Genomic DNA, 22345 nt, shown 5'->3' on the forward strand with positions numbered 1-22345 from the left:
CGTGATTGCACACAAGATCCTGGTGATCGCTTACTTTGTACTCAAGACTGGGGAACCTTACAACGAACTCGGCGCTGATTACTTGGAGAAGCGAAAGAGCATCTCGACCGAAGAATTGATGATTCGCCGCCTTCAGAAGAAAGGCTATGTGGTGACAAAATCAGCTGACGTCACAGCCTAATCAACTTAATTAATCCCCTTAATATGGAAGGAGAATGGGCCTCCCGGGCATCCTATTGCCCAAAAACCGAGGTAGCCGATCCCCTACTGCCTCAACGATACTCTATTTTCTCATCAAAAGTAAGAATCATCGGCGAGTTCCAGGGTGAGATTACGGCAGTCACGCCTCTTGGCCGTTTGCGGATCTGAACCTTCTGATCCCCTGGAATCGAATCCGGTTTCCACCACTCAAGCAAGGCAGATGCAGCTTTGGACATAATGTCCACACAGCGCAAAAGATCTTTTTTGGCTTCCACGAGGATCTTTCCGTTTTCCCGAACAAACAGGGAAACGTGTTCTTCGATCACGGCTCGTAACCTGTCGGCTGCCGCTTGCATTCGATTCGCCCGCTCTGCTACCGGTGTTCTCGACCAGGTTTGAAACGCTAATGCCGCAGCGTCGATCGCTTGCCGCACATCCTCTCTTGAACACAATGCGACTTCTCCCACAACTTCAGTAATCTTAGCGGGATTATGCACATTGGTTACGTTGGAAGCCTGGATCCACTCTCCACCAATCAAATATTGACCGGATACGCTTGGATACGCGTTGCTCATTCGGAATTCACCCCTTTACAATTTTTTGGGACGAAATGCTTCAGCTGCCCCTGGCGGTCCCCCGAACGGTTTGGCCATAGGACCTACCGCGTTCATGTCAACGACAATCATCGATGGTTTTCTGCTTGCCACAGCTTTTTCCAACTCCACCGCAAATTCCCGAGCAGAACCGATTCGTACCGCTTCAAATCCCATCGATTGTCCCAGCAGCACAAAATCTGGACTTAACAAATCCACCGCTACCTGACGCCCATATGCCGCGTCCTGGATATTGCGCAGCACTCCGTAACCGGCGTCATCAAACAAAATGACAAGCAAAGGAAGATTCTCCTGGACGGCGGTTGCCATTTCACCTACGTTGACCATAAATCCGCCATCTCCAGCCATCAGAACAACGACACGGTCTTTGCACCCGATTTGCGCGCCGATTGCCGTTGGCAGCCCCTGTCCGATTCCGCCTCCAGACGCATGGATGGACGTTCTGGGTTCATAGATTTCAAACAGACGGCTTCCCCACACATTTGCCGGCACCGTAACGTCCCGAACCAAAATTGCGTCACGGGGCAAGATTTTTCTCATGCTGTCCACAAACTCTTCATAAGGCCCAAGTGTTTCACGCAAGATGGCACGTACTTTATGGCGAACCGACGTTACTTCTTCGAGATAGCCAGGATTCGGGGAAGGATTGTGTTTACCCAACAAACCAATCAAACCTTTCAAAATCTGTTTCGCGTCACCAACCAGGCCATGGCTAACAGGATAATTCCGATTGAATGCAAGCCAGTCCGCATCGATCGCAATATGTTCCTCCGGCACGGTGACTTTCCAATTGGAGGTTTCGTTCCCCCGGAATCGAACCCCGACGCTGATCAGCAAATCGGATTTTTTCAGCAGTTCTTTGACTGCTTCGTATGAAGCGAAATGCCCGATACATTGAGGATGGTCTTCAGGAATCGCCCCTTTCCCTGATTGGCTTGTGATCACCGCCGCCCCGATCATTTCGGCCAGTTTCGTAACTTCCTCGGATGCCCCCGCCGAAATCGCACCTCCGCCAACCCATAAAACAGGGCGGCACGCATTGGCTATTTTCTGGCAGATCGCTTCCGAAATTTCCACACTCGATCCGGCAAGCTCCGCAACCGAGTCATCGGTTTTGATAATGCTGGAGTCCGGAATGATGGCCGACTGATAGTCAATGGGAATCTCCACAGTAATCGGTCCGGCCGGCGCCGAAAGCGCTTCCTGGATCGCCATCCGAGTCAGAGGAACAGCCTGTTCTGGTCGGCGCAGCCGATACGCTTTTTTACAGCAACCTTCCATCATCGAAAGCTGGTCTTTGCATTCATGAATATACCCTCTGCCTGTTCCCAAATAGGGCGATGCAACCTCACCTGTCAGATGAAGCAAGGGTACTCCCGCGCTCCACGCTTCCACCAATGCACCGGCCGCATTGCCGGCTCCGGTGCCGGTACTCGTGATGACTACCCCCAGCTTTCCCGTGGCCCGAGCGTATCCGTCGGCCATATTGACGGCCCCGCTCTCCCCGCGCGCCGCTACGATATGGATACTCCCTTCCCGTAAAAGGGCGTCATAAATGGGCATGTTATGAATGCTGACAATGCCGAATACGACTTCCACACCCGCACGAACAAGTTCCCGGACGATGGCATCTGCTGTTGTAAATTCCGTTTGGATTTGTGTAGTCATGTAAAAAGCCTGCCTTTTTTCAAGTTTTAGAGAGCATGATTGGACAGATTCCGACTGCGGGCGCCGGACTTCTACCTTCTCACTTTAAAGAGCTTTCCCCAATCCTCCGGCGACCTCGACGGTAGATCCCGATACATAACTTGCCCAGTCTGACGCCAAAAACAGAATCACACCAGCCACTTCCTCCGGTTCACCAACCCTACCTAACGGAATATTCCGTTTTTTTGCCAGATCCGCATAATACGATTCAGCATCAACATTCGGGGCATTCTTGAGTCTCCTGCGCTCCCATTGATCCGTCCGGATCAACCCTAGACTGACGGAGTTCACCAAAATGTTGTCCGCAGCCAATTCATGAGCCAAAGTCTTGCTTAGATTCAACAACCCCGCCCTTGTCGCAGCAGTCGCGACCATATGGCGTTCCGGCTCCTTGGCAAGGGTGGCGTTTATGTTGATAATCCGGCCGCCGCCTCGTTTGACCAGGTAAGGATAAACCGCCCGAACAGCATAGATGATAGCAAAATACTTCAATTCGATTTGCTCTTTCCATTGCTCGTCTGTAATATCGAAAAAATGACCCATCACGCTCTGACCGGCCGCATTGACCAGAACATCAACTCCTCCGAAATTCTCCGCGACAGCATCGACAAACCGATTCACATCCTCTTTATTCGTCACATCACAAGTCGTAGCGAAGATTTGTTCAGCAGGCCCGAATTTCGCAAGATGACTAAAAGCATTTTCCATCCGTTTGCGATCACGGCCGCAAATGGCCACCTTCGCCCCTTCTTGCAAAAACATTTCGGCCGTTTTCAATCCGACCCCGGAAGTTCCTCCCATAATAACTGCCACTTTTTCCTTCAACCCTAAATCCATGCTGTCACTCCTTTACCCAGCCTTCATCCGGTTCACCGGCCATCGCTTTGCGCGCCTCGGGTGTGGGAGGCCCGGCAATTCCCCATCGGTCCATCAAATGGGGGACACGTTTCCAAACCCTCGCTCTCCATTCCGCTTCATCTTCAATCGTTTCCAGGTAACAGGTGTATTCCATCACAAATCCAGCGGGATCCTGGAAGTAACAGAAAACATTATTCCCCGGTCCATGGCGTCCCGGTCCCCACAGTTCCTGATAACCGGCTTTTCTTACGTTGCTCAGTCCTCTCATCACTTCGTCGACACCGCTGACTTCATACGCGATATGATTGACAGAAGCGTGAGCACCCTGATTGAAAGCAATCGAGTGATGTTTCTTGTTGCAGCGCAGAAATGCCATTTGGTGTTCGCTCCAGTCGGTTACTTTAAACCCTAATACATTGGTATAAAAATCAACCGACTGATCGAGATCGACCGTATTCAATACCACATGATTCAACATGATCGGATCTACATTTTTCTTGTTCCAATCGAATGTATGGATTTCGACCCAGGCTGACAGTTCGATGCACCGATTTTCATGATCCAAAAAACGAAGCCCATACCCGCGACCCGCTTCATCCAAATAACCGGGCGGCGCCACAATACGCACCCCCTTCTCAGCCAGCTTTTCAGCCGCCTGGTCGACAGCGTATTTGTCCACCATTCCGAACGCAATATGGTGCAAACCTCTTTTTTCGCCCGCATGTAAGCTTAAAATATGATGTTCCGGACCGGCTCCGCGAAAATATACCGAATCTTCGTCCTGAAATACTTTATCCAATCCCCATATCTGTTCGTAAAAATCGGCCTGTTCCTGTAGAACCGGAGTCAGCAGGCTGATATGCCGCAAATGGGTAATTCCTAGCATCTTTCCACCTCCATCAAAACAGTCTGGATCGCGATGTTTTCTGTTGTTATGGAGGTTCCGACGGAACCTCCATAGTGACCCGGTGATTATTGACCGTTAATAATCGCTTCTCTTTCTTTGGCACGCTGCTTCCGCAGCTCTTCCAACGCACTTCCTTTCGGGTAAGTCGGCAGATTCGGTTTTGGCGAGCCCACCATCACCAGCATCAAGGCCTCCGTATCGCCATCGTTTCTTACTCCTCGATACACCCCGGGAGGAGTGCTGATGCAATCTCTTTCACCGAGCGAGATCTCATACGTTTCACTGTCGTCATCCACTTGAATCAAAGCTGTGACTTTCCCCTGGAGGATAAAGAACACTTCTTCCACATCATCATGTAAATGTAGCGGACCCACACATCCCGGAGGCAGCACCATCGTGCTCAAGGTGAAATGTTGAGCCGCAATCACATTGGAATCATTGTTTGCTGTTGCCCCACGGCCGATATATCTCATTTGCGCACGTCTGTATCTCGGGTCAATCTCTTCCTGAAACTTCAATACATTCCAATCCAGCTTGCGGTCTTTCAATCTTGCCACATACTTCTTTTCAAATTCCTCAATCGAAAACGCGTTGTTTGACATGTATTTCTTCCCCCAAAACAAATATGGTTGTTTCATATACAAAACATAGTTTTGTATTAAAGATAAAAAAATAGGCTCACTAATAGGCTCACTCACATTATCGGCTATTGACAGCTTGGCTTTTTGCCCGTTTCTCCATTTCCTGCAACCGCTTCCCCAGGACAACCTGTTCCATTTTGACTTGGGGCACAGCAATGATTCCGTTTCAAGACAGCATATTTTTCCTCAAAATGATTCGATCGAAAATGTTTATGTAGACATACGTTGTTCCTCCTTTTCCACGACACCCGACCGATTGTTTTATATATAAAACAATGTTTTTATTTATGCCTCTATTATAAAATTCTCACAATACATTGTCAACAATCAAATTGATGTTCTGTTTTGAATATTCAACCTTCTCATTGCGGTTCTGTATGAGTTTGCATACATTGAAAATCACAAACTTGAGAGAAGTGAAGCGATGAAGTGGAGACTTGTTTTGGACAAAAGAATCGGAAGGGGGACCGCAACTAAGCGGCAGCAATCAACCCTGAATGGAAAGTCGCTGTCCCCCGACAAACGTGTGGATCACATGCAGCGATTCGTCCAACACCACAAAATCGGCATCATACCCGGCCGCCAGCCGGCCTTTCCGATCGCCGAAACCGATCGCTCTCGCCGGAATCTCAGAAGCCATCGCCACCGCATCGGCGATCGGCACACCGCACAGCCTGACCATATTTTGCACCGCCCGCTCCAGTGTCAGGGTGCTGCCGGCGAGCGTTCCATCCGCCAACCGGGCCTCGCCGTTTTGCATGCAGACGCGCAATCCGCCGAGTTCGTATTCGCCGTCCGGCATCCCGACCGCCCGCATGCCGTCGCTGACCAAAACCATTCGGTCGGTGGTTTTCAGACGATGCAGAATGCTCATCACCACCGGATGCACATGGATACCGTCGGCAATCAGCTCGGCCGTCAGTTCATCATGGTACATTGCGGCGCCGATCACCCCCGGCTCGCGGTGATGAAAACCGCGCATCCCGTTGCAACAGTGGGTTACATGGGCAAGCCCATGGGCCAACGCAGCTTTCACATGTTCATAGGTGGCGTCCGAATGGCCGACAGACGCCTTCACTCCTTGCTCGCTCAAGTATTGAATCACATCCCCCGCCTGCGACTGCTCCGGCGCCAATGTGACGATTTTTAACAGGCCGCCGGCCGCCTCCAGCAATCGTTTCGCGTCGTCCAGCGACGGCGGGGCGATGTGCGCCTCGTTTTGCGCTCCCTTGTATTTTGCGTTAAGCCAGGGACCTTCCAGATGAATTCCCAACAGCCTTGCACCCAGTTGTGTCCGTTCCCCGGCATCCACCCCGGCATCCTGCTGCCGCTCCGCAAATTCCCGGCAGACGGCCACCACCTGCAGCAACCGCTCCAGATGGGCCGTCAGCGTGGTCGCCAAAAATCCGGTCACCCCATAAGCGGTGAGCGACCGGGCGATGCCCGCCAGCGATTCGAACGTTCCATCCATCACGTCATATCCTTTGCAGCCGTGGATATGAATGTCGACATACCCCGGGGCAATGTAACCCGATTCAACAACCAGGTCGGGTGTCTCCCCCCGGCTCGGTCCGACATGCGCAATTTTTCCGTCTTCGCACACCAGAATCTGGTCGTTGCGAAGCTGCCGGTCCGTGATCAGATGGCCTTGGATCACCAGTCTGTTCATTTTTCCATCTCCCATTTGCCGTTGTTCCCATCCGCCGGAAGCTTTGAGGCGGCCGCCTCGTCCAGCACCACCACGCAGTTCGGATGCAACTGCAGAACCGACGCGGGCAGATCTTCCGTCACATCGCCGTACAGCGCCCGCTGCACCGCGTCGCATTTGTCCGTTCCTGCCGCCAGCAGCACAATCTGCCGCGCGTTCATAATGCTCTTTAATCCCATCGTGATCGCATGCGTCGGGACATCTTCCAACCGCGGGAAAAATCGAGAATTCGCCCGACGCGTATTTTCCGAGAGACGCACGACATGCGTCAGTTTGCCGAAATCTTCTCCCGGTTCGTTAAACCCTATGTGGCCGTTTTTTCCGATGCCAAGAATCTGCACGTCGATCCCGCCCGCTTCCTCGATGAGCCGGTTGTACTCAGCGCACTCCGCCGCCAGGTCAGGCGCGACGCCGTCCGGAATATGGGTTCGCTCCGGTTTCACGTCGATCTGCCGAAACAGTTGCTCGTGCATAAACGTCCGGAAACTTTGCGGATGATCACCCGCCAGGCCGACATATTCGTCGAGGTTGAACGTGGTCACATCGGTAAACGACAGGTCGCCCGCTTGCACCATCCCGATCCAGTGCCTGTACATGCCAATCGGCGTGCTGCCGGTGGCCAGCCCCAGCACCAGATCGGGCTTCCGCCGAATTCTCTCGGCCACGATCCGTGCCGCCCGCGCGCTCATCGCTTCATAATCTTTTTCGATCAGGATTTTCATACGAAACTGCCTCCCGAATGCGTCCACCCGCTTTTTCCAAACGCCGTTTGACCGCTTCCTGGATGATTCGCACGATCCGGTCGTGCAGCTTTCGGTTGGCGGTTTGCAGGTTCACCATCAGGTTTTTGTAGACCTTGCCAGGTGCGACAGCCTCACCAATCGGCGGCACCTTGGGCCGGATCATGGCCAAATTCGGCAGCCGTTGTCGCAGCAATTTCACATACAGGGGTTCCTGCAAAACGCCCCTTGCAGCAGCAAAGTTTTCATATCGCCGAGCCGGTTGACGGCAGCAGCCACCAGCGACGCCAATTCATCCGCCCCCGCTCCCGAATTTCTTGCACAGCCAGGTCATCAATTAACGCATAGCGGGACAGCCTGGCAATCTCTTGCACAGACAGCGGACGGTCATACACCCGCTCCAGCAGTTGATCTACATCGGCAATTCCAAAATGGGCGAACACGCACTCTGTCAAAACGGTCGGCGGGATGCGCCCGTCATACGCTTTCACAACCGCGATCAGCACGATGCCGTTCCCTTCATAAGTCCCGGCAGCAAGCACCAATCCGAGCCAGCCCATCATATGGCTTCCCCTTTCAGGGTCAGCCAGAACTTGTACAGATCGCCACGTTAATAAGACTGGATATACTCGATCGCCCGGTTATCCAGACTGTATGAGGTCCGTTCCAGCACCAGCGCCGGGCGGTTCGGCTTCACCGACAGTTCCAGCGCAACCTCTTTCGGCAGCAGGGTGGCCTCGATCGACTGGGTGGCTTGGCTGAACAGATAACCAGCGGAGCGCAGGTGGTTGTAGAGCGACCTGGTCAGATCCATCTCCTCTTTTTTAGAGGGGCGGCGCATCACCCGGCATGGCCTCCATCTCACCGATTTCGGCGTGGTGCCCTTCAGTGATTATACAGCATAAAGGTATCTAGCGAACAAAGGATTTGGCCGCCTTATCCCCAGGTCTTAAGCCCGAGACTTGCAGCGGCCGGTTTTCCGTCAGATCATCCATTCAATCCGGTGGACGTTGCCATCGTCGTGCAACTCGACAAACCGTTGCGCAGCCTGTGGCACTTGCGGTACGTCCTGCTGCCCGGCCGAAGGCTTGCCGTCCACCGGGAGATGCAGCCCATTTTTGACCGTGATCAGGTATTGCGTTTTCCCATACCGATAGCGAACGGTAAACGCCGGCCATTCTTTCGGTATGCACGGTTGGATATACAATCGGTTCCCGCGGCGTCGCACTCCGAGAATCCATTCGATCCCCGCCTGGTACATCCAGCCTGCCGCTCCCGTGTACCACGTCCAACCGGCGCGCCCCTTGTGCGGTTCCGCCGTGTACACATCAGCCGCCATCACATACGGCTCGCCGGCGTACCGCCGAACTTCATGCGGTGTTCGCGTATGGGTGAGCGGATTCAACATGTGAAACAGCTCAAACGCCCTGTCCCCGTCTCCCAGTTGGCACCAGGCGAGTATGCTCCAAATCACGCCATGTGTGTATTGGCCGCCATTTTCCCGGATCCCGGGCGGGTATCCCTGAATATAGCCGGGGCTTGGCTCCGTCCGGTCAAACGGCGGTGTCAGCAGGCGGGCGACCGCCAGGGAGCGATCGACCAGTTCCCGATGGAATGCCTGCATCGCCTGGAGCATTTTGGGTTCGGGCGCGGCACCGGATAGCACCGCCCACGACTGGGCGATGGCGTCAATCTTGCATTCCCCGTTCTCCACAGACCCCAGCCATTGCCCGCCATCGGTGAAAGCCCTCCGGTACCACTGGCCATCCCAGGCGTGCTGATCAAGCGCATGCGCCAGTTGTTCCCGAATGTGGCGGTAGCGGTCGGCGCGTTCCGTTTCGCCCCGTTTCTCGCACAAACGGGCAAATCGGTGCAGCACCTCGCAGAGGAACCAGCCGAGCCACACGCTTTCGCCGCGTCCTTGATCGCCCACGCGGTTCATGCCGTCGTTCCAGTCCCCGCTGCCGATCAGCGGCAGGCCATGCTCCCCAAATTGCAGCGCTCTTTCAATCGCGCGGACGCAATGTTCAAAAATCGATCCGCGTTCTGTTGAAACCCGGGGTTCCTCATACCGTTCCTGTTCACCCGGTTGCAAAGGTTCGCTACGTAAAAATGGCACCACCTCGTCCAGCACCCGCTCGTCCTCGGTGTGCTCGAGATAGCGGGAGACCGCATACGGCAACCACAGCAAATCGTCCGAGCAGCGCGTCCGAATGCCCCGCCGCAGTTCTTCATGCCACCAGTGTTGCACGTCACCCTCCTCATATTGATGGGAGGCATGCAGCAAAATCTGCCGCCGGGTGAGATCCGGCCGGCTGTGGAGCAAAGCAAGCGAATCCTGCAACTGGTCGCGAAACCCGTATGCGCCTCCCGCCTGGTAAAAGGCCGTACGGGCCCACATGCGGCAGGCGAGAGTCTGGTACAGCAACCAGCCGTTCAACAACAGATCCATCTCCGGGCTCGGCGTTTCCACAGAAATCTGCTCCAATATCTCACTCCAGAATGCCTGAACACGTTCGAAAGCCTGTTCACAGGCGGCGGGCTGTCTGTATCTGCGAACGATCTCACGCACCGCCTGCGGGGAAGAACCGCACCCGAGCAAAATGAAAACGGTTTGTTCCTCATCCGGCTTCATCTCCAATTTGACCTGGACCGCCCCGCACGTGTCGTGCAGCGGTCCCGTTCCTCCCGACAGCCGTTCCCGCCGCAACGCAGCCGGTTGATCCGGCGTTCCGTTGCGGCCGAGGAATTCTTTCCGGTCCGCCGTCCAAGACAGGCGGGAGCCGGGAACACACGCATCACCGTTCGCATCGACCGCAACAGTCGTTTCGCCAGGAACGATAGCCAAAAAGGCGGTTGCGTCCCGAAACGCATCCTGGTACAAATTCCGGGCCAACAACGCCCTTGCGGCTGCGTCCCATTCGGTGACGACGAACGACGCATTGGGTTGCCGGGTGACCCCCAACACCCATTCCGCGTAATAGGTAACGGACAAATGCCGCCGCTCGGCGCTGCGGTTTTTGATCCGCAGCCGGATCACTTTAACGGGATCATCCGGCGGTACGAAGACAGTCATTTCCAGGCCGATGCCGTGACGCTCGTGTTCAAATCGCGTATAGCCCCGACCGTGCGCTACCAGATAGGGCGGTTCGTCCCGCCCGGGAAGCGGAGTCGCCGACCAGACCGCACCGCTCGCCTCATCTCTCAGATAACAGACTTCGCCTGGCGGATCGAGCACCGGATCGTTTGACCACGGCGTCAGTTTGCACTCCCGGCTGTTCCGCCACCAGGTATACCCCGTCCCCAATTCGGACACCAGACAGCCAAACAGCGGGTTGGCCATCACATTGATCCAGGGGGCCGGCAGATGGTGTCCGTTTTTCAGGAGGATCCGATATTCCTTTCCGTCCGCTGAAAATCCGCCCCATCCGTTAAAGTACCTGAGATCCTGTGGCTGGACGGAAACCGGCAGCGTCGGCGTTGGTTGACCTCCGCCTTGCCAATCTGCGGACGGAACGGCGATCGGCGTCGTCTCCCCGACGGCCGCTTTTTCCGCGGCAAGCGAAGCCGGCCATGCGATGTCGGGGTGCCTCAATCGGATCTGTGCCTTGAGGCTGGGACCGTTCGCCCGCAATACAACACGGGAGACCGCAAACAACAAATTTTTTTCCGCTTCGGCCAATGCATCGGCGGCGAGGATGTACACCCGTCCGTACCGCCCGTCGTACGGATCCATCATCCGTTCCACCGCGCGCTGCAGCGCCTCACGCAAATCTTGCTGGTAGCCGCTCGCCGATTCATTGAGAATCGCGAGATCCACCGCCACGCCCTTTCCCCGCAGGTAGTCAACCCCCACCAGCAGCTTGTGAACAAACGGCAAATCAACAGGGTCGGCGACTCGCACCGTAACAATCGGACGATCACCGGAAATCCCGAATGCCCACAGACCCGATTGCCCTTTTTCAATCAGCGGGATCGATTGCTGCCGCTCGCCCCGCAGAGGAGCCGGGTACAACACCTGCCCGGCCAATGTCTGAAACACCATCGCTTCGGCGGGTGTCAGCTGGAAATGGCGAAGTTCCACCTGACTGCGGGTCCAGGCAAGCTCAAATGTCCGTTCCACCTGGAGTGCCCCCGTAAACTGCCGAACCATCGCGATAGCCTCCTCCCTGCTCTCCGCCACGCCGGTGATGACGAACAGCTGAACCGGTTCTCCCGTTTCCAGTTTCAACCGGCGGCGCATCGCAAACGCCGGATCCACCACCGCTCCGACCGATCCACCCAGCCGGTTGCCAATCCCCAACGGTCGTTTCAGCGTGTAGCCCCGCCCGATAAAATGGGATCGATCCGTTTCGTACTCCACCGGGCCAAGTGTTTGCGCCGCTCCGATCAATGCATGCACCGCCCAGAGCGGTTTCTCGTCGACAGTGCGAGACCGCCTGCGGGCCAGTAAACACTCGGCCTCCGCCACATACTCCGTTTCCAAAAACAATTTACTGAAAGCCGGATGTGCTTCATCGGCAACAAGCGGCGCCAAAACGATTTCCAGAAACGTGGTCACCTCCAGGATGCGCGCCTCACTCCCCGTGTTGGTCAGCGTCAACCGCCTGATTTCCGCATCCAGTTCCGGCGATACGCAGATTTCCAGACTCGTTTGCAGATCGCCGTCTGTACGGTGAAACGCCGCCCGTTCCGGTGAAAATTGGATGCGCTGCGCAGACGCGGGCACCTGGCAAGGTTGGTGCGTGGGTGACCATACGGCATCCGATACGACATCACGGATGTACAGATACTGCCCCCACGGGTCCGCTACCGGATCCTCCCGCCAGCGTGTAACGGCCAATCCTTTCCACCGGGTGAATCCACTCCCGCTGTTCGTCACCACGGTCGTCAACGAACCATTCGAGAGGACGCACACTTCCGGTGCAGGCGTATCCGCAGTCAGGAATTCTCGGCTTGCATCGGTGCGCACCGGGTCCGTCTTCTGTACGGCAGGACGAGCCATCGCTTGCGGCTCGATCATCGCCGGCTGCTCAGGCATCCGTTCCTGCAACAGCAGTTCAACCGCCTGCACCCGTTTGTCACGGTGAAAGCGGTCGTACATTTTTTGCGGCAATAACAGATTGGCAAGAGTCAGCAGGCTCATCCCCTGATGGTGAGCCATAAAGCTCCTGACCACCTGGCAGACGGAATCTTTCGGCAACCGTTCCTTCGTAAAATCGATCGCCTCGTAATACCCGTACGTTCCACGCGCACCCAACCGCTCCATGTTCCGCAAGCTGTCGAGCGCCTCCCGTTTCGCAAACGGCAGCGCCAAAATGGTTGCGTAGGGTGCGACCACCAAATCCTCTTCAAGCCCCCGCCTGAATCCGAGACCGGGAACGCCAAACGCCCGGTACTGATAATTCATGTGATAATCAAACGCGTAATAACCGGATTCCGAAATGCCGAAGGGGACTTTTCTTTGCCGGGCGTATTCGACTTGCCGCTGCACCACTGTGCGATAGGTCATGTCCCAGACCGTCTTCCGATAGGTGCGCGTAATCAGCCACGGCATCAAAAATTCGAACATCGTCCCCGACCAGGAAAGCAGCGTGTAATTCCGTCCGATCCTGGCCATCGTGCGCCCCAAAACAAACCAATGCGCAACCGAAACCTGTCCCAATGCGATGGCAACCAGGCTCACCTGTCTCGCTTCCGAAGCCAGCAAATCGTATAGCACCTCATCCCGCTTTCCCGACGGCACCTGGTAGCCCAAGGCAAACAATTGGGTTCGCGAATCAAACAGCGGAGAAAAATCGGTTGCCTGAATCAGCGACTCAATCCGTTCTGCCAGATGCTGGCCGCGCGTACGCCATTCCGGTTCCCGCTGCAGCCAATCCGCCAGCCCCTGCTTTACCACCATGAGATACGCCACAAAATTTCCGGAATCGACCGTTGACACGTAATGGGGGGGCAGCGGCTGCAGCGACAGCGTGTCATACCAGTTGTACAGATGCCCGTTCCATTTTTTCAGGCGTTCCACCGTCGCAACGGTTCGTTCCAGGCGTTCGATCATCCCGGGTGTATCGAGAAACCCGAAATCCCGTGCAGCCAGCGTGCACGCCAGGTACAGCCCAATATTGGTCGGCGACGTGCGATGCGCAACCCCATTGGGAGGATCGACCTGTACATTGTCGGGCGGCAACCAATGGTCGTTTGCTCCGACAAACTGTTCAAAGAATGACCAGATTTGCCTTGCCAATCCCCGCAGTTCGGCCTGTTCCGCTGCGGTCAACGGCTGCTCAGGTTGCGCCGCCGGACGATCCAGCCAACGAATCACCCATGGAGCGACTGCCCATAACGCGCTGAGCAGACCGCATGTCCATTGCACCGCCGGGGAAGGGGCGCGCGTGATTCCAGCCAGCAAAAACAAAGCCACCCCTGTATAACCGCCCCGCATGCCCAACAGCACCGGCTGCTTCCCGCCGCGAACGCGCCTTTCCACTTCCGCCGAACTGACCCACTCCAACAAACGGCGCCTGGACAGGAAGAGTCGGTACAGGCTTTTCGCAATCGCATCGAGCAACAGAGCCGTTTGAAACGGCAGCGTCAGCAACAGAACGGCCGCCTGGCCGATGGAAGCCAACCCCAGCCGCGGCCGCCGAACCATTCGGCGCACGGCGGCCAACTGGCGAATCACCGGCACACACAAGCTGGCTATCACGACCGTTCCCCACCGCCACGGGGATCCCGGAAGCACGGTGAAGCCCAACAGCAACAGCCCAAACAACACGGGTGGCAGCAAGCTGCGACGCAGATTGTCGATGATCTGCCAGCGGGTCACCGCCGACAAATCGACCGGCCGGCGCACGCCGCGTCTGTCCTCCACGCGGGGAAACAGCCAACAGAAAAGCTGCCAATCGCCGCGCACCCAGCGGTGCAACCGCTGCTGATACGCACTGAACGCCGCCGGATGATCGTCGATCAGTTCGATGTCATCCAACAGACCGGCCCGCAAAAATCCGCCTTCCAACAAATCGTGGCTCAGCACCCGATTGTCGGGAATCCGCTCGCATAACACTTGCGCAAACGCATCAACATCGAAAATCCCCTTACCTGTGAAAATCCCCTGTCCCAGACCATCCTGGTACGGATCGGAAACGGCAAACGCATACGGGTCGATACCCGGTTCCCCCGCCCACAGGGCGGCAAACCGTGAACGCATGGCGGCTTCAAGGCTGATCCCGATACGGGGCTGCAGCACCCCGTAGCCCTCGACCACGCGAGTTCCGGTTTCGTTTACCCGCGGACGATTAAAGGGCAGATGCAGCGTGCCCACCATCCGTTGCGCGGTACCGGCCGGCAGCCGGGTGTCCGCATCCAGTGTGATCACATACCGAATCGTCGGCAGAACGGCCGCATCGCCAACCCTCCATGCATACGTGGTGTCGTCCTTCCCCTTCAGCAATTCGACGAATTCTGCCAGCTTGCCCCGTTTCCGCTCCCATCCCATCCAAACTCCTTCCGACGGATTCCAGAGTCTGCGTCGTTGAAACAGGTGGAAGGTCGGCCCGCCGGGGCGGGAATAGGTTCGGTTCAACGTTTCAATGCCGGCGCGTGCGGCCGCAAGAACCGGTTCGTCCTGCGGCAGGTTCTCCTGTTCAGCGTCGGAAAAATCGCCCAGGAGGGCAAAATGGAGATTCGATTCCCGATTCGCCAGGTAGTGAAGTTCCAACCGGTCCACCAATTCCTGCACTTCCTCGACAGTCGACCAGATAACAGGAATCACCACCATCGTCGCCGCTTCCGCTGGAATTCCCCGGGAAAAATCGTATCGCAACAGCGGTCTAGGCGGAATCGCGGTCTCAATCAGCCAGTGGATCCATGTGACAGCCCACTCGCTGGCCGGAAGCACCAGCGCAAGCAGGATCGCCGCCCATTGCAATTGGGTAAAACGGCCGCCATCCCCCACCCACGTGGCAAATCCAGCCAGAAACAAGGCAAACGCACCCGCCAGCAACGAAAAATAGGCGACAGGGGAGAAACGCAACCGGTCGATAGCCGGAAACCGCCGGGTCGCACTGCAAGCCCGCAGCGCGCGCCGCAGCTGCCTGACACCAGTTGGCTCCAGCAGATAATAGGCGACGAACGCCGCACGCGGGAGCTCCTCTGCATCCGCACGGGAAGCCGTTTCCCGACCCCGTCCGGCAGACGCACCTTCGTCCGCATTCCCGCCAACTTCGGCATGCGAATGGAAAGTCGCTTCCCCGCCTCGTTCGGCAGACGTTCCTCCAGCCGCGCCCCCGTCCCCAACAGCCGACCGGTTGACCTGTTCCGCGCCGGTCCGTTGGCAGACTTGTTGGGCCAGTTCCACCGCCTGTTTGGCCACCAGATTCTCTGGCACATGCAAACGGCGGGCCAATTGTTCCACCCGTTTCCGCAATGCGTCACGGCTTGTAAAATCGAGCAACGGATAGACGCCCGTTGGTTCCTGGCGGAGGGTCTGTTCGGCAAGACACATCCGTTCGAACAGCTCCCGCCAATCCCAACGGGACATGTTCCGCAGACTGCTGATCAGATGGCCCGCCGCCACCCGATGTCCCGCTTGCAGCTGATGTTCATAGGAGACGATTCGATCGAGGCTTTCCGGTTCGTTTTCCAATTTACAAAGCAGCCAGTCCCGGACGGTTTCCGTGTTGTCCGCCAATTCCCGCAGGTGGGCGGTCAAATGGGCGATCCACACGCCGGACAGCGGGATGTCCTGCTCCGCTTCCTCCAACAGATCCCGGACACGTCCAGGGTCGATCTTGTTTGGCTCCAATCGGCCAAGAAAGTGTTCCACCGACTCGCACACTTCCCGCCGTTCGCGAACGCTTTCCATCACCTTCGCCAGGTGCCGAAACAAGGCCACGCGCAACAGAAAGGGGATCGACCACAATTCGGCAATCGTCAAAACGGATACTTCCTGATACGCCTCGACGTAGGAAAAAAAACCGGGTTCATCGAGGATCCCGTCGGTCTGTTCCAGATAGTTCGCGCAAAGTGACAGAACGCGCGGCTCCCCGGTCGTCCGCAAGCGTGGCAACCTGCGCAACAGCGAATGGGAAAATTGCCGTTTTGTCACCAGCGCTTGCTCCTCGATAAACTCAAAATGATCCAGCAGCCATTCTTCCGCCGGCTGTGTACAGCTTGCACCGCCGCTCTGGATGTGGCGGACCAGTGCCCGCAAACCTTCGATATCCCGCTGAAATCCATGCCACCAACGAGTCCCGGCACGTCCCACATACAGGTCATGGTTCAATGCCAATTCGCGTGCTGACTGCCGAAGTTGTTCCGTATGCAGGGCCATAGCTCCTCCCAAGATCATTCATGGAATCAAACCGGTTGCGCTCCCTTCCTCCTTGCATCGAGTGGGAATCGCAACCAGTTAAAATATGCCCATTTTCTCCTGGTGGTATAAATCGGCCCGGCAAACAGCAAGACCCGGAGCGTCAAGCAACGCCGCCGGGTCTTTTTCCGCTGTATCAGCATGATAAAATCTACACGGGCCGTGCACACGTCCCGTTTCGCGCCAACGCCTCCTATCTCAACCTGCTTACAAACCTCACAACATCCTCTACCAGCCGCTCCGGCGCCTCCACGTTCGGCGAATGGCCCACCCCTTCGTACAAAAGCAGCTCGCTGCCGGGAATCGCATCCTGTGTACGTTCCATCATATCGAGGGAAATCAGGCTGTCCTGCGTGCCATACACGATCAGCGCCGGCACGTTCACATGCGCCAGACGGTCGCGGTAATCGGCCTGGCCGAGCGACGTGTAGTTGGGAATGATGGTCGGCCCGGCAATCATCGCATCGTCGACCAGCCGCTCGAAAAATTCGCCCTGTGCCGCCGTCGGCACAACAGCAGCCAACGCCATTTTCATCAGGTTGCGGTCGCGGATCATCTGCTCAATCAGCGGCTTGCGTTCCTCCGGCGTAACGATCCCTTCCGCCGGCGCCGGATTGACCAGCACCATCGCCTGCACGCATTCCGGCTCCGCCACCGCCATATCCATCGCGATCGCACCGCCCATCGAGTGCCCCACCACGATCACCCGCCCAAGCCCCAGCTTCCGCACGAGTGCTCGCACATCCTCGCTGTACTGCGGCACATTGTAGCCGTTCCCTGGCTGGTCGCTGCGCCCGCAGCCCCGCAAATCCATGCGCACCACCGCATAGCGCTCGGCCAAAGCTTCCCACACCCGGTCCCACCAGCGGCTGGACGCAACATTGCCATGGATCAGGAGCAGCGTGTGTTCGCCGCGACCCGCCTGCTCATAGTACATCCGGATTCCGTTCACTTCCATCAGCGGCATGCCTGACTCCCCCTTTGCGCCCGCCCGTCCACTTGTCCCGTAAGGTGCCAACGATCCCTTTCGGGAAAAACATGACGATCACAATATAGACAATGCCAAACAAAATCAGCCAGCGTTCAAAAATCGGGTGCACCGTTGCCAGATCGGACAACGCGTCCTGGGCGAAGCGGATGACGCCAGCCCCCACCACCGGACCGATCAGCGTGCCTGTGCCGCCGATGATGGTGGCGAGCAGCGCCTCCACCGTTTTGTCCAGACTGAGCACCGACGTGTTCACAAACCGTTGAAAAATCCCGAACATCGCGCCGGCCAGGCTGGCCACCACACCGGAGATGACGATCGACACCACTTTGAACCGCAGCACGTCATAGCCGAGCGACGCCGCCCGGTTTTCATTTTCCCGAATCGCCTGCAGCGTGCGCCCCAGCGGCGAATCGGCCACCCGCCGCAAAAAAAGGTACATCACAACAAGGAACACCAGCGCTGTATAATACAGCACCGTCCGGTCGCGCATCCACTCCGGAATCGAAAAACTCATCCCGTCGTTGCCGCCGGTCACCCCGTTCCATTTTTCCGCAATGATAAAAAACAGTTCGGCAAACGCGAGGGTGATCATCGAAAAATAGACCGCCCGCACCCGCAGCGACAGCATGCCGATGACCACCGACACCGCCGCGGCGATCACGACCCCCACCAGCACCCCGGCAAAAATCAGCTCTGGACGATCCGTCTTCGCACTCAGGATCGCCACCGCGTAAGCGCCCGTTCCAAAAAACAGCGCGTGCCCGAACGACACGATGCCGGTGTAGCCGAGCAGCAGGTCGTAGCTCATGGCGTACACCGCCACGATAAAAATCTGGATCAAAGTCGCCAGCAAAGTGCGGGAACTGACCAAAGGCAGCAGCGCCAACACCGCCAGCAGGATGGCCAGCCCGATTCGTGCGTTCCCGATTTTCTGCATTCCCGCTCACCTCCTGGCTCCAAACAGACCTTCCGGCTTCAGGATCAGCACCAGCGCCATCAGGGCGACATTCACCGCCAGCGCCGCCTCCGGCCAGTAATAGCCCATCAACGTCTGGGCCAGACCGATCAAGAGGCTCCCGGCGAACGCTCCCAGGAAACTGCCGATCCCGCCGATCACCACGACGATAAACGCCAGCAGCTGGTTTTGCATCCCTAATTCCGGAAACAACGAACCGAACGACGGGCCAAACAGCACCCCGCCCAATGCGGCGAGCGCCGCCCCAAACGCAAAGACCGCCGAAAACACCCGCCGCACGTTGATCCCCAACGCCTGCACCATCACCGGATCCTGCACACCGGCCCGGATGATGATCCCGTAGCGGGTACGGGTCAGCAGCAGGTGAACCGCAATCGCCAGCACCGTTCCCACCCCGATCAGAAACAGCTTGTAGACCGGGAACGGATCATGCAAAATGGTGACCGCGCCTTGCAGCAGGGCCGGCTTGTCAAAATTTTGCAGATTCGGTCCCCAAACCGCTTTCAAAAGCTCCGTCAACACGATCATCAGGCCCAATGTGAGCAGGATTTGCGCAATATGGTCGCCGTAAAACGGACGCACAAACCACCGCTCCAGCAACCACCCCAGCAGCCAGCCGGCGGCCGCACCGGCCAACAGGCCCAACCCGAAGCTGCCGGTCCAACCGTAGACCGTCCAGCCGGTGTAGGCACCCCAGATAAAAATGGCGCCGTGCGCAAAGTTGAGCACCCCCATCAGCCCAAAGATCAGCGACAGCCCCGCAGCCAGCAGAAAAATCAGCATGCCGAGCGCCGCCCCGTTCAACAACAGGTTCAACGTCAGTGACACAAGCTGCCCCCTCCCGAATCATGCACCGATTCCGAGATATTTTTGCCTGAGACCTTCGTCCCGCTTCACCTCGTCCATCGAGCCGCGAAACACCGTCCGTCCGTCGTCCAGAATGAACACCCGGTCGCCGACGCCGCTCGCCATCAGAAAATTTTGCTCGACCAGCACGATTGTCGCATGTTTTTTCAGCTCCACGATCGCCTGCATCACCTTCTCGACGACGATCGGCGCCAGCCCTTTGCTCGGTTCGTCGATCAGCAGCAGCTCGTTGTCGTTGACAAACGCGCGGGCGATCGCCAGCATCTGTTTCTGGCCACCGCTCAGCGTTCCGCCTTTCCGTTTCCAGGCGGTTTTCAGATCGGGAAACAGTTGCAGCACCATGGCGAGCCGTTCCCGCGTCGCCGCATCGCTCTTGCGGATCGCCAGTTTGATATTTTCTTCCACCGTCAAATCGGAAAAAATCGCCTGGTCTTCCGGCACATACCCGATGCCCCGTTGCGCGATCAGGTGCGGCTGCAGCCGCTGCAGCTCCTCCCCGCGGAACAGCACCCGGCCGCTTTGGGCCGGCGTGATGCCCATGATCGTTTTCAGGGTGGTCGTCTTGCCGGCCCCGTTCCGCCCGAGGATGACGGTCACCTGTTCCGCTGCCACTTCCAGATCGACACCTTGCAAAATATGATACTGCCCGATGTACGTCTGCACCTGTTCAAGTTTTAATAGCGTCTTCATAAAGGCCCCCCAGATACGCCGCCTGCACCTGTTGATTGTGCATGATCTCGGCCGGCGTCCCGTCCGCCAGCAACCGCCCGTTGAACAGCACGGCCAAGGAATCGGACAGGTCGAGCACCATGTCGATTTTGTGTTCGATCAGCAGGATCGTATGCCGGCCGGATTCCTTCAGCGAACGGATCAATTCGATAATCGCCGGTACTTCCTCCAGCGACATGCCGGCGGTCGGTTCGTCAAGCAGCAGAAGTTCCGGCTCCAGGGCCAGCAGAATGGCGATTTCCAGCTTCCGCTTGTCCCCGTGCGACAGCTGTTTCGCCGGCTGCTCCGACTTGGCCCGCAACCCCACCTGTTCCAGCAGGTGATACGCTTTTTCTTCAAATTCCCGAAACACCCGGTAATGGGAAAACAGGCGGTAACCGGCGCCGCCTTTCGCCTGCGCCGCCAGCCGCACGTTTTCCAGGACGGTCAGATTGGGAAACACGTTGGTGATCTGGAACGAACGGCCGATTCCCAAGCGGGTCCGTTCATGCACCGAATACCCCGTGATGTCCCTGCCTTTGAAAAAGACGGAGCCGGCGGTCGGCCGCAGCTGACCGCTGAGGAGATTGAAAAACGTGGTCTTTCCCGCTCCGTTCGGTCCGATGATCGATTTGAACGTAAGCGGTTTCAGTTGAAACGTCACATCCTGCACCGCCACATGGCCGCCAAACTGAATGGTCAACCCTCTCGTTTCCAGCAACCAATCCGACATATGCCGCCTCCCTGTTTGCAATTGGAACGCCCGGCCGCCCGCAAAAGGGCGGCGCGGTAACCGCCCACTGTTCCGAAGTTTCGGATCACGCCGCCCGTTACTTCGGCACGTTGATGGGCGGGGCCGTTTCTTCCGGCTTCAACTCTTTGAGCAGCGTCGGCACCAGGTGGTCGACGCCCTCTTTTTTCTCCAGTTTGACGATGTACATCGGCTGCAGCGCCTGGTGGTCTTCCTTGCGGAATGTGTACTCGCCCTTCGCCGCCCGGAACGTCATGCCCTCCAACGCCGCCGCCAGCTTGTCGGCGTCAGTCGAACCGGCTTTCTTGATCCCCTCGACGATCGCGATGCCCGCCGCAAACCCGCCGGCCGTGAACAGATCGGGCACGGAACCGAATTGCTGCTTGTGGTGTTCCACCAGCCAATCGTTTTCCTTCGTCTTCGGCAGCCCGTAGTAATAGGTGGTAAACCCTTGCATGCCGGCGGCCGCATCGCCCATCGACTTGATCCCGGCAATGTCAGGGATACCCGTAAACACCGCCATTTTTTCATAGATTTTCAGTTCGTTGATCTGTTTGAACAACGGCGTCGCACCCGCCCAGGTGATGTACAGCACCTTGGCGCCCGATTGGACGGCCCGCTGCAGATACGGCGTGAAATCCTGCGTGTTGGGCGGAGCAAAATCTTCCTTCACAATCTGGCCGCCGGCTTTTTCCACCGCAGCCCTCGCGGCAGCAGCGCTCGACTTGCCGAATGCGTTGTCGGGCGCGATGTGATAGATCGTTTTACCGATGTTGTCGACCGAAAATTTGGCCCCCGTCGCCCAGTCCTGCGCCACGTTGCGGCCGGTGCGGAACACGTACTTGTGGAAGTTCTTGCCGGTCAACTCATCTGCCGTGGCCGGATCGATCATAAAAATCCGCTTGTACTCCTTCGCCAGGTCGGTGATCGCCAGCGCCACGGTCGAACTGGCGGTCCCTTGCAGAACGTCCACCTTGTCTTCCTCAAGCAGTTTACGGGCTTTGTTCTTCCCTTCTTCCGCCTTGCCCTGATCGTCTTCCTCCAGAATCTGAATCTTGCGACCGAGCACCTCGTTGCTGCCGCCTGTCGCGTATTCAATTCCGAGTTTGAGACCGTTCAGTTCCTGTTTTCCGTATGCTTCGAGCGGTCCGGTCTTGGACGTCACGACCCCGATTTTGATCGGAGTTTTGCTGCCACTTCCACCATCCTTGCCTGCCGTGTCAGTCGAACTGCCGCAGGCGGCGGTTGCCAGCATCGATACTGTTAGCAGCGCAGTCAGACCGAGATTTCTCCATTTTTGCTTCAC

General features: G+C 57.1%; 16 protein-coding genes and 2 pseudogenes. 1 reads left to right on the top strand and 17 read right to left on the bottom strand.

Annotation, left to right across the window (positions count from 1 at the left end):
- Window positions 1-181 (top strand): annotated as a pseudogene (locus C230_RS22885) (IS110 family transposase); the annotation flags it as partial.
- A gap of 91 nt (window positions 182-272) precedes the next feature.
- Here C230_RS22885 and C230_RS0104510 read toward each other — a convergent pair.
- The 17 genes and pseudogenes from C230_RS0104510 to C230_RS0104590 all read right to left on the bottom strand — a co-directional run bounded on the left by C230_RS0104510 (window position 273) and on the right by C230_RS0104590 (window position 22345).
- Window positions 273-776 (bottom strand): aldehyde dehydrogenase family protein, encoded by a 504-nt coding sequence (locus C230_RS0104510; protein WP_018130847.1) that lies wholly within the window; start codon window positions 774-776, stop codon window positions 273-275.
- Window positions 777-791: 15 nt separating this feature from the next.
- Window positions 792-2483: a thiamine pyrophosphate-binding protein gene (locus C230_RS0104515; RefSeq protein WP_018130848.1), complete on the bottom strand. Its 1692-nt coding sequence runs from the start codon at window positions 2481-2483 to the stop codon at window positions 792-794.
- An 84-nt stretch (window positions 2484-2567) separates the two neighbouring features.
- The gene (locus C230_RS0104520; RefSeq protein WP_018130849.1) at window positions 2568-3359 is read right to left on the bottom strand and encodes an SDR family oxidoreductase; all 792 of its coding nucleotides are present in this window, start codon (window positions 3357-3359) and stop codon (window positions 2568-2570) included.
- 4 nt (window positions 3360-3363) lie between these two features.
- Complete coding sequence (locus tag C230_RS0104525; RefSeq protein ID WP_018130850.1) at window positions 3364-4266, bottom strand: VOC family protein; 903 nt, start codon at window positions 4264-4266, stop codon at window positions 3364-3366.
- A gap of 86 nt (window positions 4267-4352) precedes the next feature.
- Window positions 4353-4889 (bottom strand): cupin domain-containing protein, encoded by a 537-nt coding sequence (locus C230_RS0104530; RefSeq protein WP_018130851.1) that lies wholly within the window; start codon window positions 4887-4889, stop codon window positions 4353-4355.
- A 526-nt stretch (window positions 4890-5415) separates the two neighbouring features.
- Entirely contained in the window at window positions 5416-6597 is a 1182-nt protein-coding gene (gene nagA, locus C230_RS0104535; protein ID WP_018130852.1) for an N-acetylglucosamine-6-phosphate deacetylase, read from the bottom strand.
- Complete coding sequence (gene nagB, locus C230_RS0104540) at window positions 6594-7358, bottom strand: glucosamine-6-phosphate deaminase (RefSeq protein ID WP_018130853.1); 765 nt, start codon at window positions 7356-7358, stop codon at window positions 6594-6596. The genes nagA and nagB overlap by 4 nt, the downstream gene beginning before the upstream one ends.
- 55 nt (window positions 7359-7413) lie before the next feature.
- Window positions 7414-7506, bottom strand: a pseudogene (murQ, locus tag C230_RS23830) (N-acetylmuramic acid 6-phosphate etherase); the annotation flags it as partial.
- Between the two features lie 115 nt (window positions 7507-7621).
- Window positions 7622-7939, bottom strand: coding sequence for a hypothetical protein (locus tag C230_RS0104550; protein ID WP_156807348.1), 318 nt, complete (start codon window positions 7937-7939; stop codon window positions 7622-7624).
- 47 nt (window positions 7940-7986) lie between these two features.
- Entirely contained in the window at window positions 7987-8217 is a 231-nt protein-coding gene (locus tag C230_RS0104555) for a UTRA domain-containing protein (protein ID WP_018130855.1), read from the bottom strand.
- Between the two features lie 141 nt (window positions 8218-8358).
- Window positions 8359-16707 carry a GH36-type glycosyl hydrolase domain-containing protein gene (locus C230_RS0104560; RefSeq protein ID WP_018130856.1) on the bottom strand — a complete coding sequence of 2783 codons (8349 nt, stop codon included), beginning with the start codon at window positions 16705-16707 and terminating at the stop codon, window positions 8359-8361.
- A 232-nt stretch (window positions 16708-16939) separates the two neighbouring features.
- Complete coding sequence (locus C230_RS0104565; protein WP_018130857.1) at window positions 16940-17713, bottom strand: alpha/beta fold hydrolase; 774 nt, start codon at window positions 17711-17713, stop codon at window positions 16940-16942.
- Window positions 17673-18674: a branched-chain amino acid ABC transporter permease gene (locus C230_RS0104570; RefSeq protein ID WP_018130858.1), complete on the bottom strand. Its 1002-nt coding sequence runs from the start codon at window positions 18672-18674 to the stop codon at window positions 17673-17675. Before C230_RS0104570 ends, C230_RS0104565 begins: the two co-directional genes overlap by 41 nt.
- A 6-nt stretch (window positions 18675-18680) precedes the next feature.
- Window positions 18681-19541: a branched-chain amino acid ABC transporter permease gene (locus tag C230_RS0104575; protein WP_018130859.1), complete on the bottom strand. Its 861-nt coding sequence runs from the start codon at window positions 19539-19541 to the stop codon at window positions 18681-18683.
- An 18-nt stretch (window positions 19542-19559) separates the two neighbouring features.
- Window positions 19560-20270 carry an ABC transporter ATP-binding protein gene (locus C230_RS0104580; protein ID WP_018130860.1) on the bottom strand — a complete coding sequence of 237 codons (711 nt, stop codon included), beginning with the start codon at window positions 20268-20270 and terminating at the stop codon, window positions 19560-19562.
- Window positions 20248-21021, bottom strand: coding sequence for an ABC transporter ATP-binding protein (locus C230_RS0104585; RefSeq protein WP_018130861.1), 774 nt, complete (start codon window positions 21019-21021; stop codon window positions 20248-20250). The genes C230_RS0104580 and C230_RS0104585 overlap by 23 nt, the downstream gene beginning before the upstream one ends.
- A 97-nt stretch (window positions 21022-21118) precedes the next feature.
- A complete protein-coding gene (locus C230_RS0104590) occupies window positions 21119-22345 on the bottom strand; it encodes a substrate-binding domain-containing protein (protein WP_018130862.1) in 1227 nt (408 codons plus the stop codon).

The sequence above is a fragment of the Effusibacillus pohliae DSM 22757 genome (genome assembly GCF_000376225.1).
Classification (GTDB): Bacteria; Bacillota; Bacilli; order Tumebacillales; family Effusibacillaceae; genus Effusibacillus; species Effusibacillus pohliae.

Coding starts and splice junctions, on each gene's coding strand:
- C230_RS0104585 (WP_018130861.1), bottom strand. CDS start 21,021: ATGTCGGATTGGTTGCTGGAAACGAGAGGGTTGACCATTCAGTTTGGC.
- C230_RS0104525 (WP_018130850.1), bottom strand. CDS start 4,266: ATGCTAGGAATTACCCATTTGCGGCATATCAGCCTGCTGACTCCGGTT.
- nagA (WP_018130852.1), bottom strand. CDS start 6,597: ATGAACAGACTGGTGATCCAAGGCCATCTGATCACGGACCGGCAGCTT.
- C230_RS0104520 (WP_018130849.1), bottom strand. CDS start 3,359: ATGGATTTAGGGTTGAAGGAAAAAGTGGCAGTTATTATGGGAGGAACT.
- nagB (WP_018130853.1), bottom strand. CDS start 7,358: ATGAAAATCCTGATCGAAAAAGATTATGAAGCGATGAGCGCGCGGGCG.
- C230_RS0104530 (WP_018130851.1), bottom strand. CDS start 4,889: ATGTCAAACAACGCGTTTTCGATTGAGGAATTTGAAAAGAAGTATGTG.
- C230_RS0104580 (WP_018130860.1), bottom strand. CDS start 20,270: ATGAAGACGCTATTAAAACTTGAACAGGTGCAGACGTACATCGGGCAG.
- C230_RS0104515 (WP_018130848.1), bottom strand. CDS start 2,483: ATGACTACACAAATCCAAACGGAATTTACAACAGCAGATGCCATCGTC.
- C230_RS0104565 (WP_018130857.1), bottom strand. CDS start 17,713: ATGCCGCTGATGGAAGTGAACGGAATCCGGATGTACTATGAGCAGGCG.
- C230_RS0104560 (WP_018130856.1), bottom strand. CDS start 16,707: ATGGCCCTGCATACGGAACAACTTCGGCAGTCAGCACGCGAATTGGCA.
- C230_RS0104510 (WP_018130847.1), bottom strand. CDS start 776: ATGAGCAACGCGTATCCAAGCGTATCCGGTCAATATTTGATTGGTGGA.
- C230_RS0104570 (WP_018130858.1), bottom strand. CDS start 18,674: ATGCAGAAAATCGGGAACGCACGAATCGGGCTGGCCATCCTGCTGGCG.
- C230_RS0104555 (WP_018130855.1), bottom strand. CDS start 8,217: ATGCGCCGCCCCTCTAAAAAAGAGGAGATGGATCTGACCAGGTCGCTC.
- C230_RS0104550 (WP_156807348.1), bottom strand. CDS start 7,939: ATGATGGGCTGGCTCGGATTGGTGCTTGCTGCCGGGACTTATGAAGGG.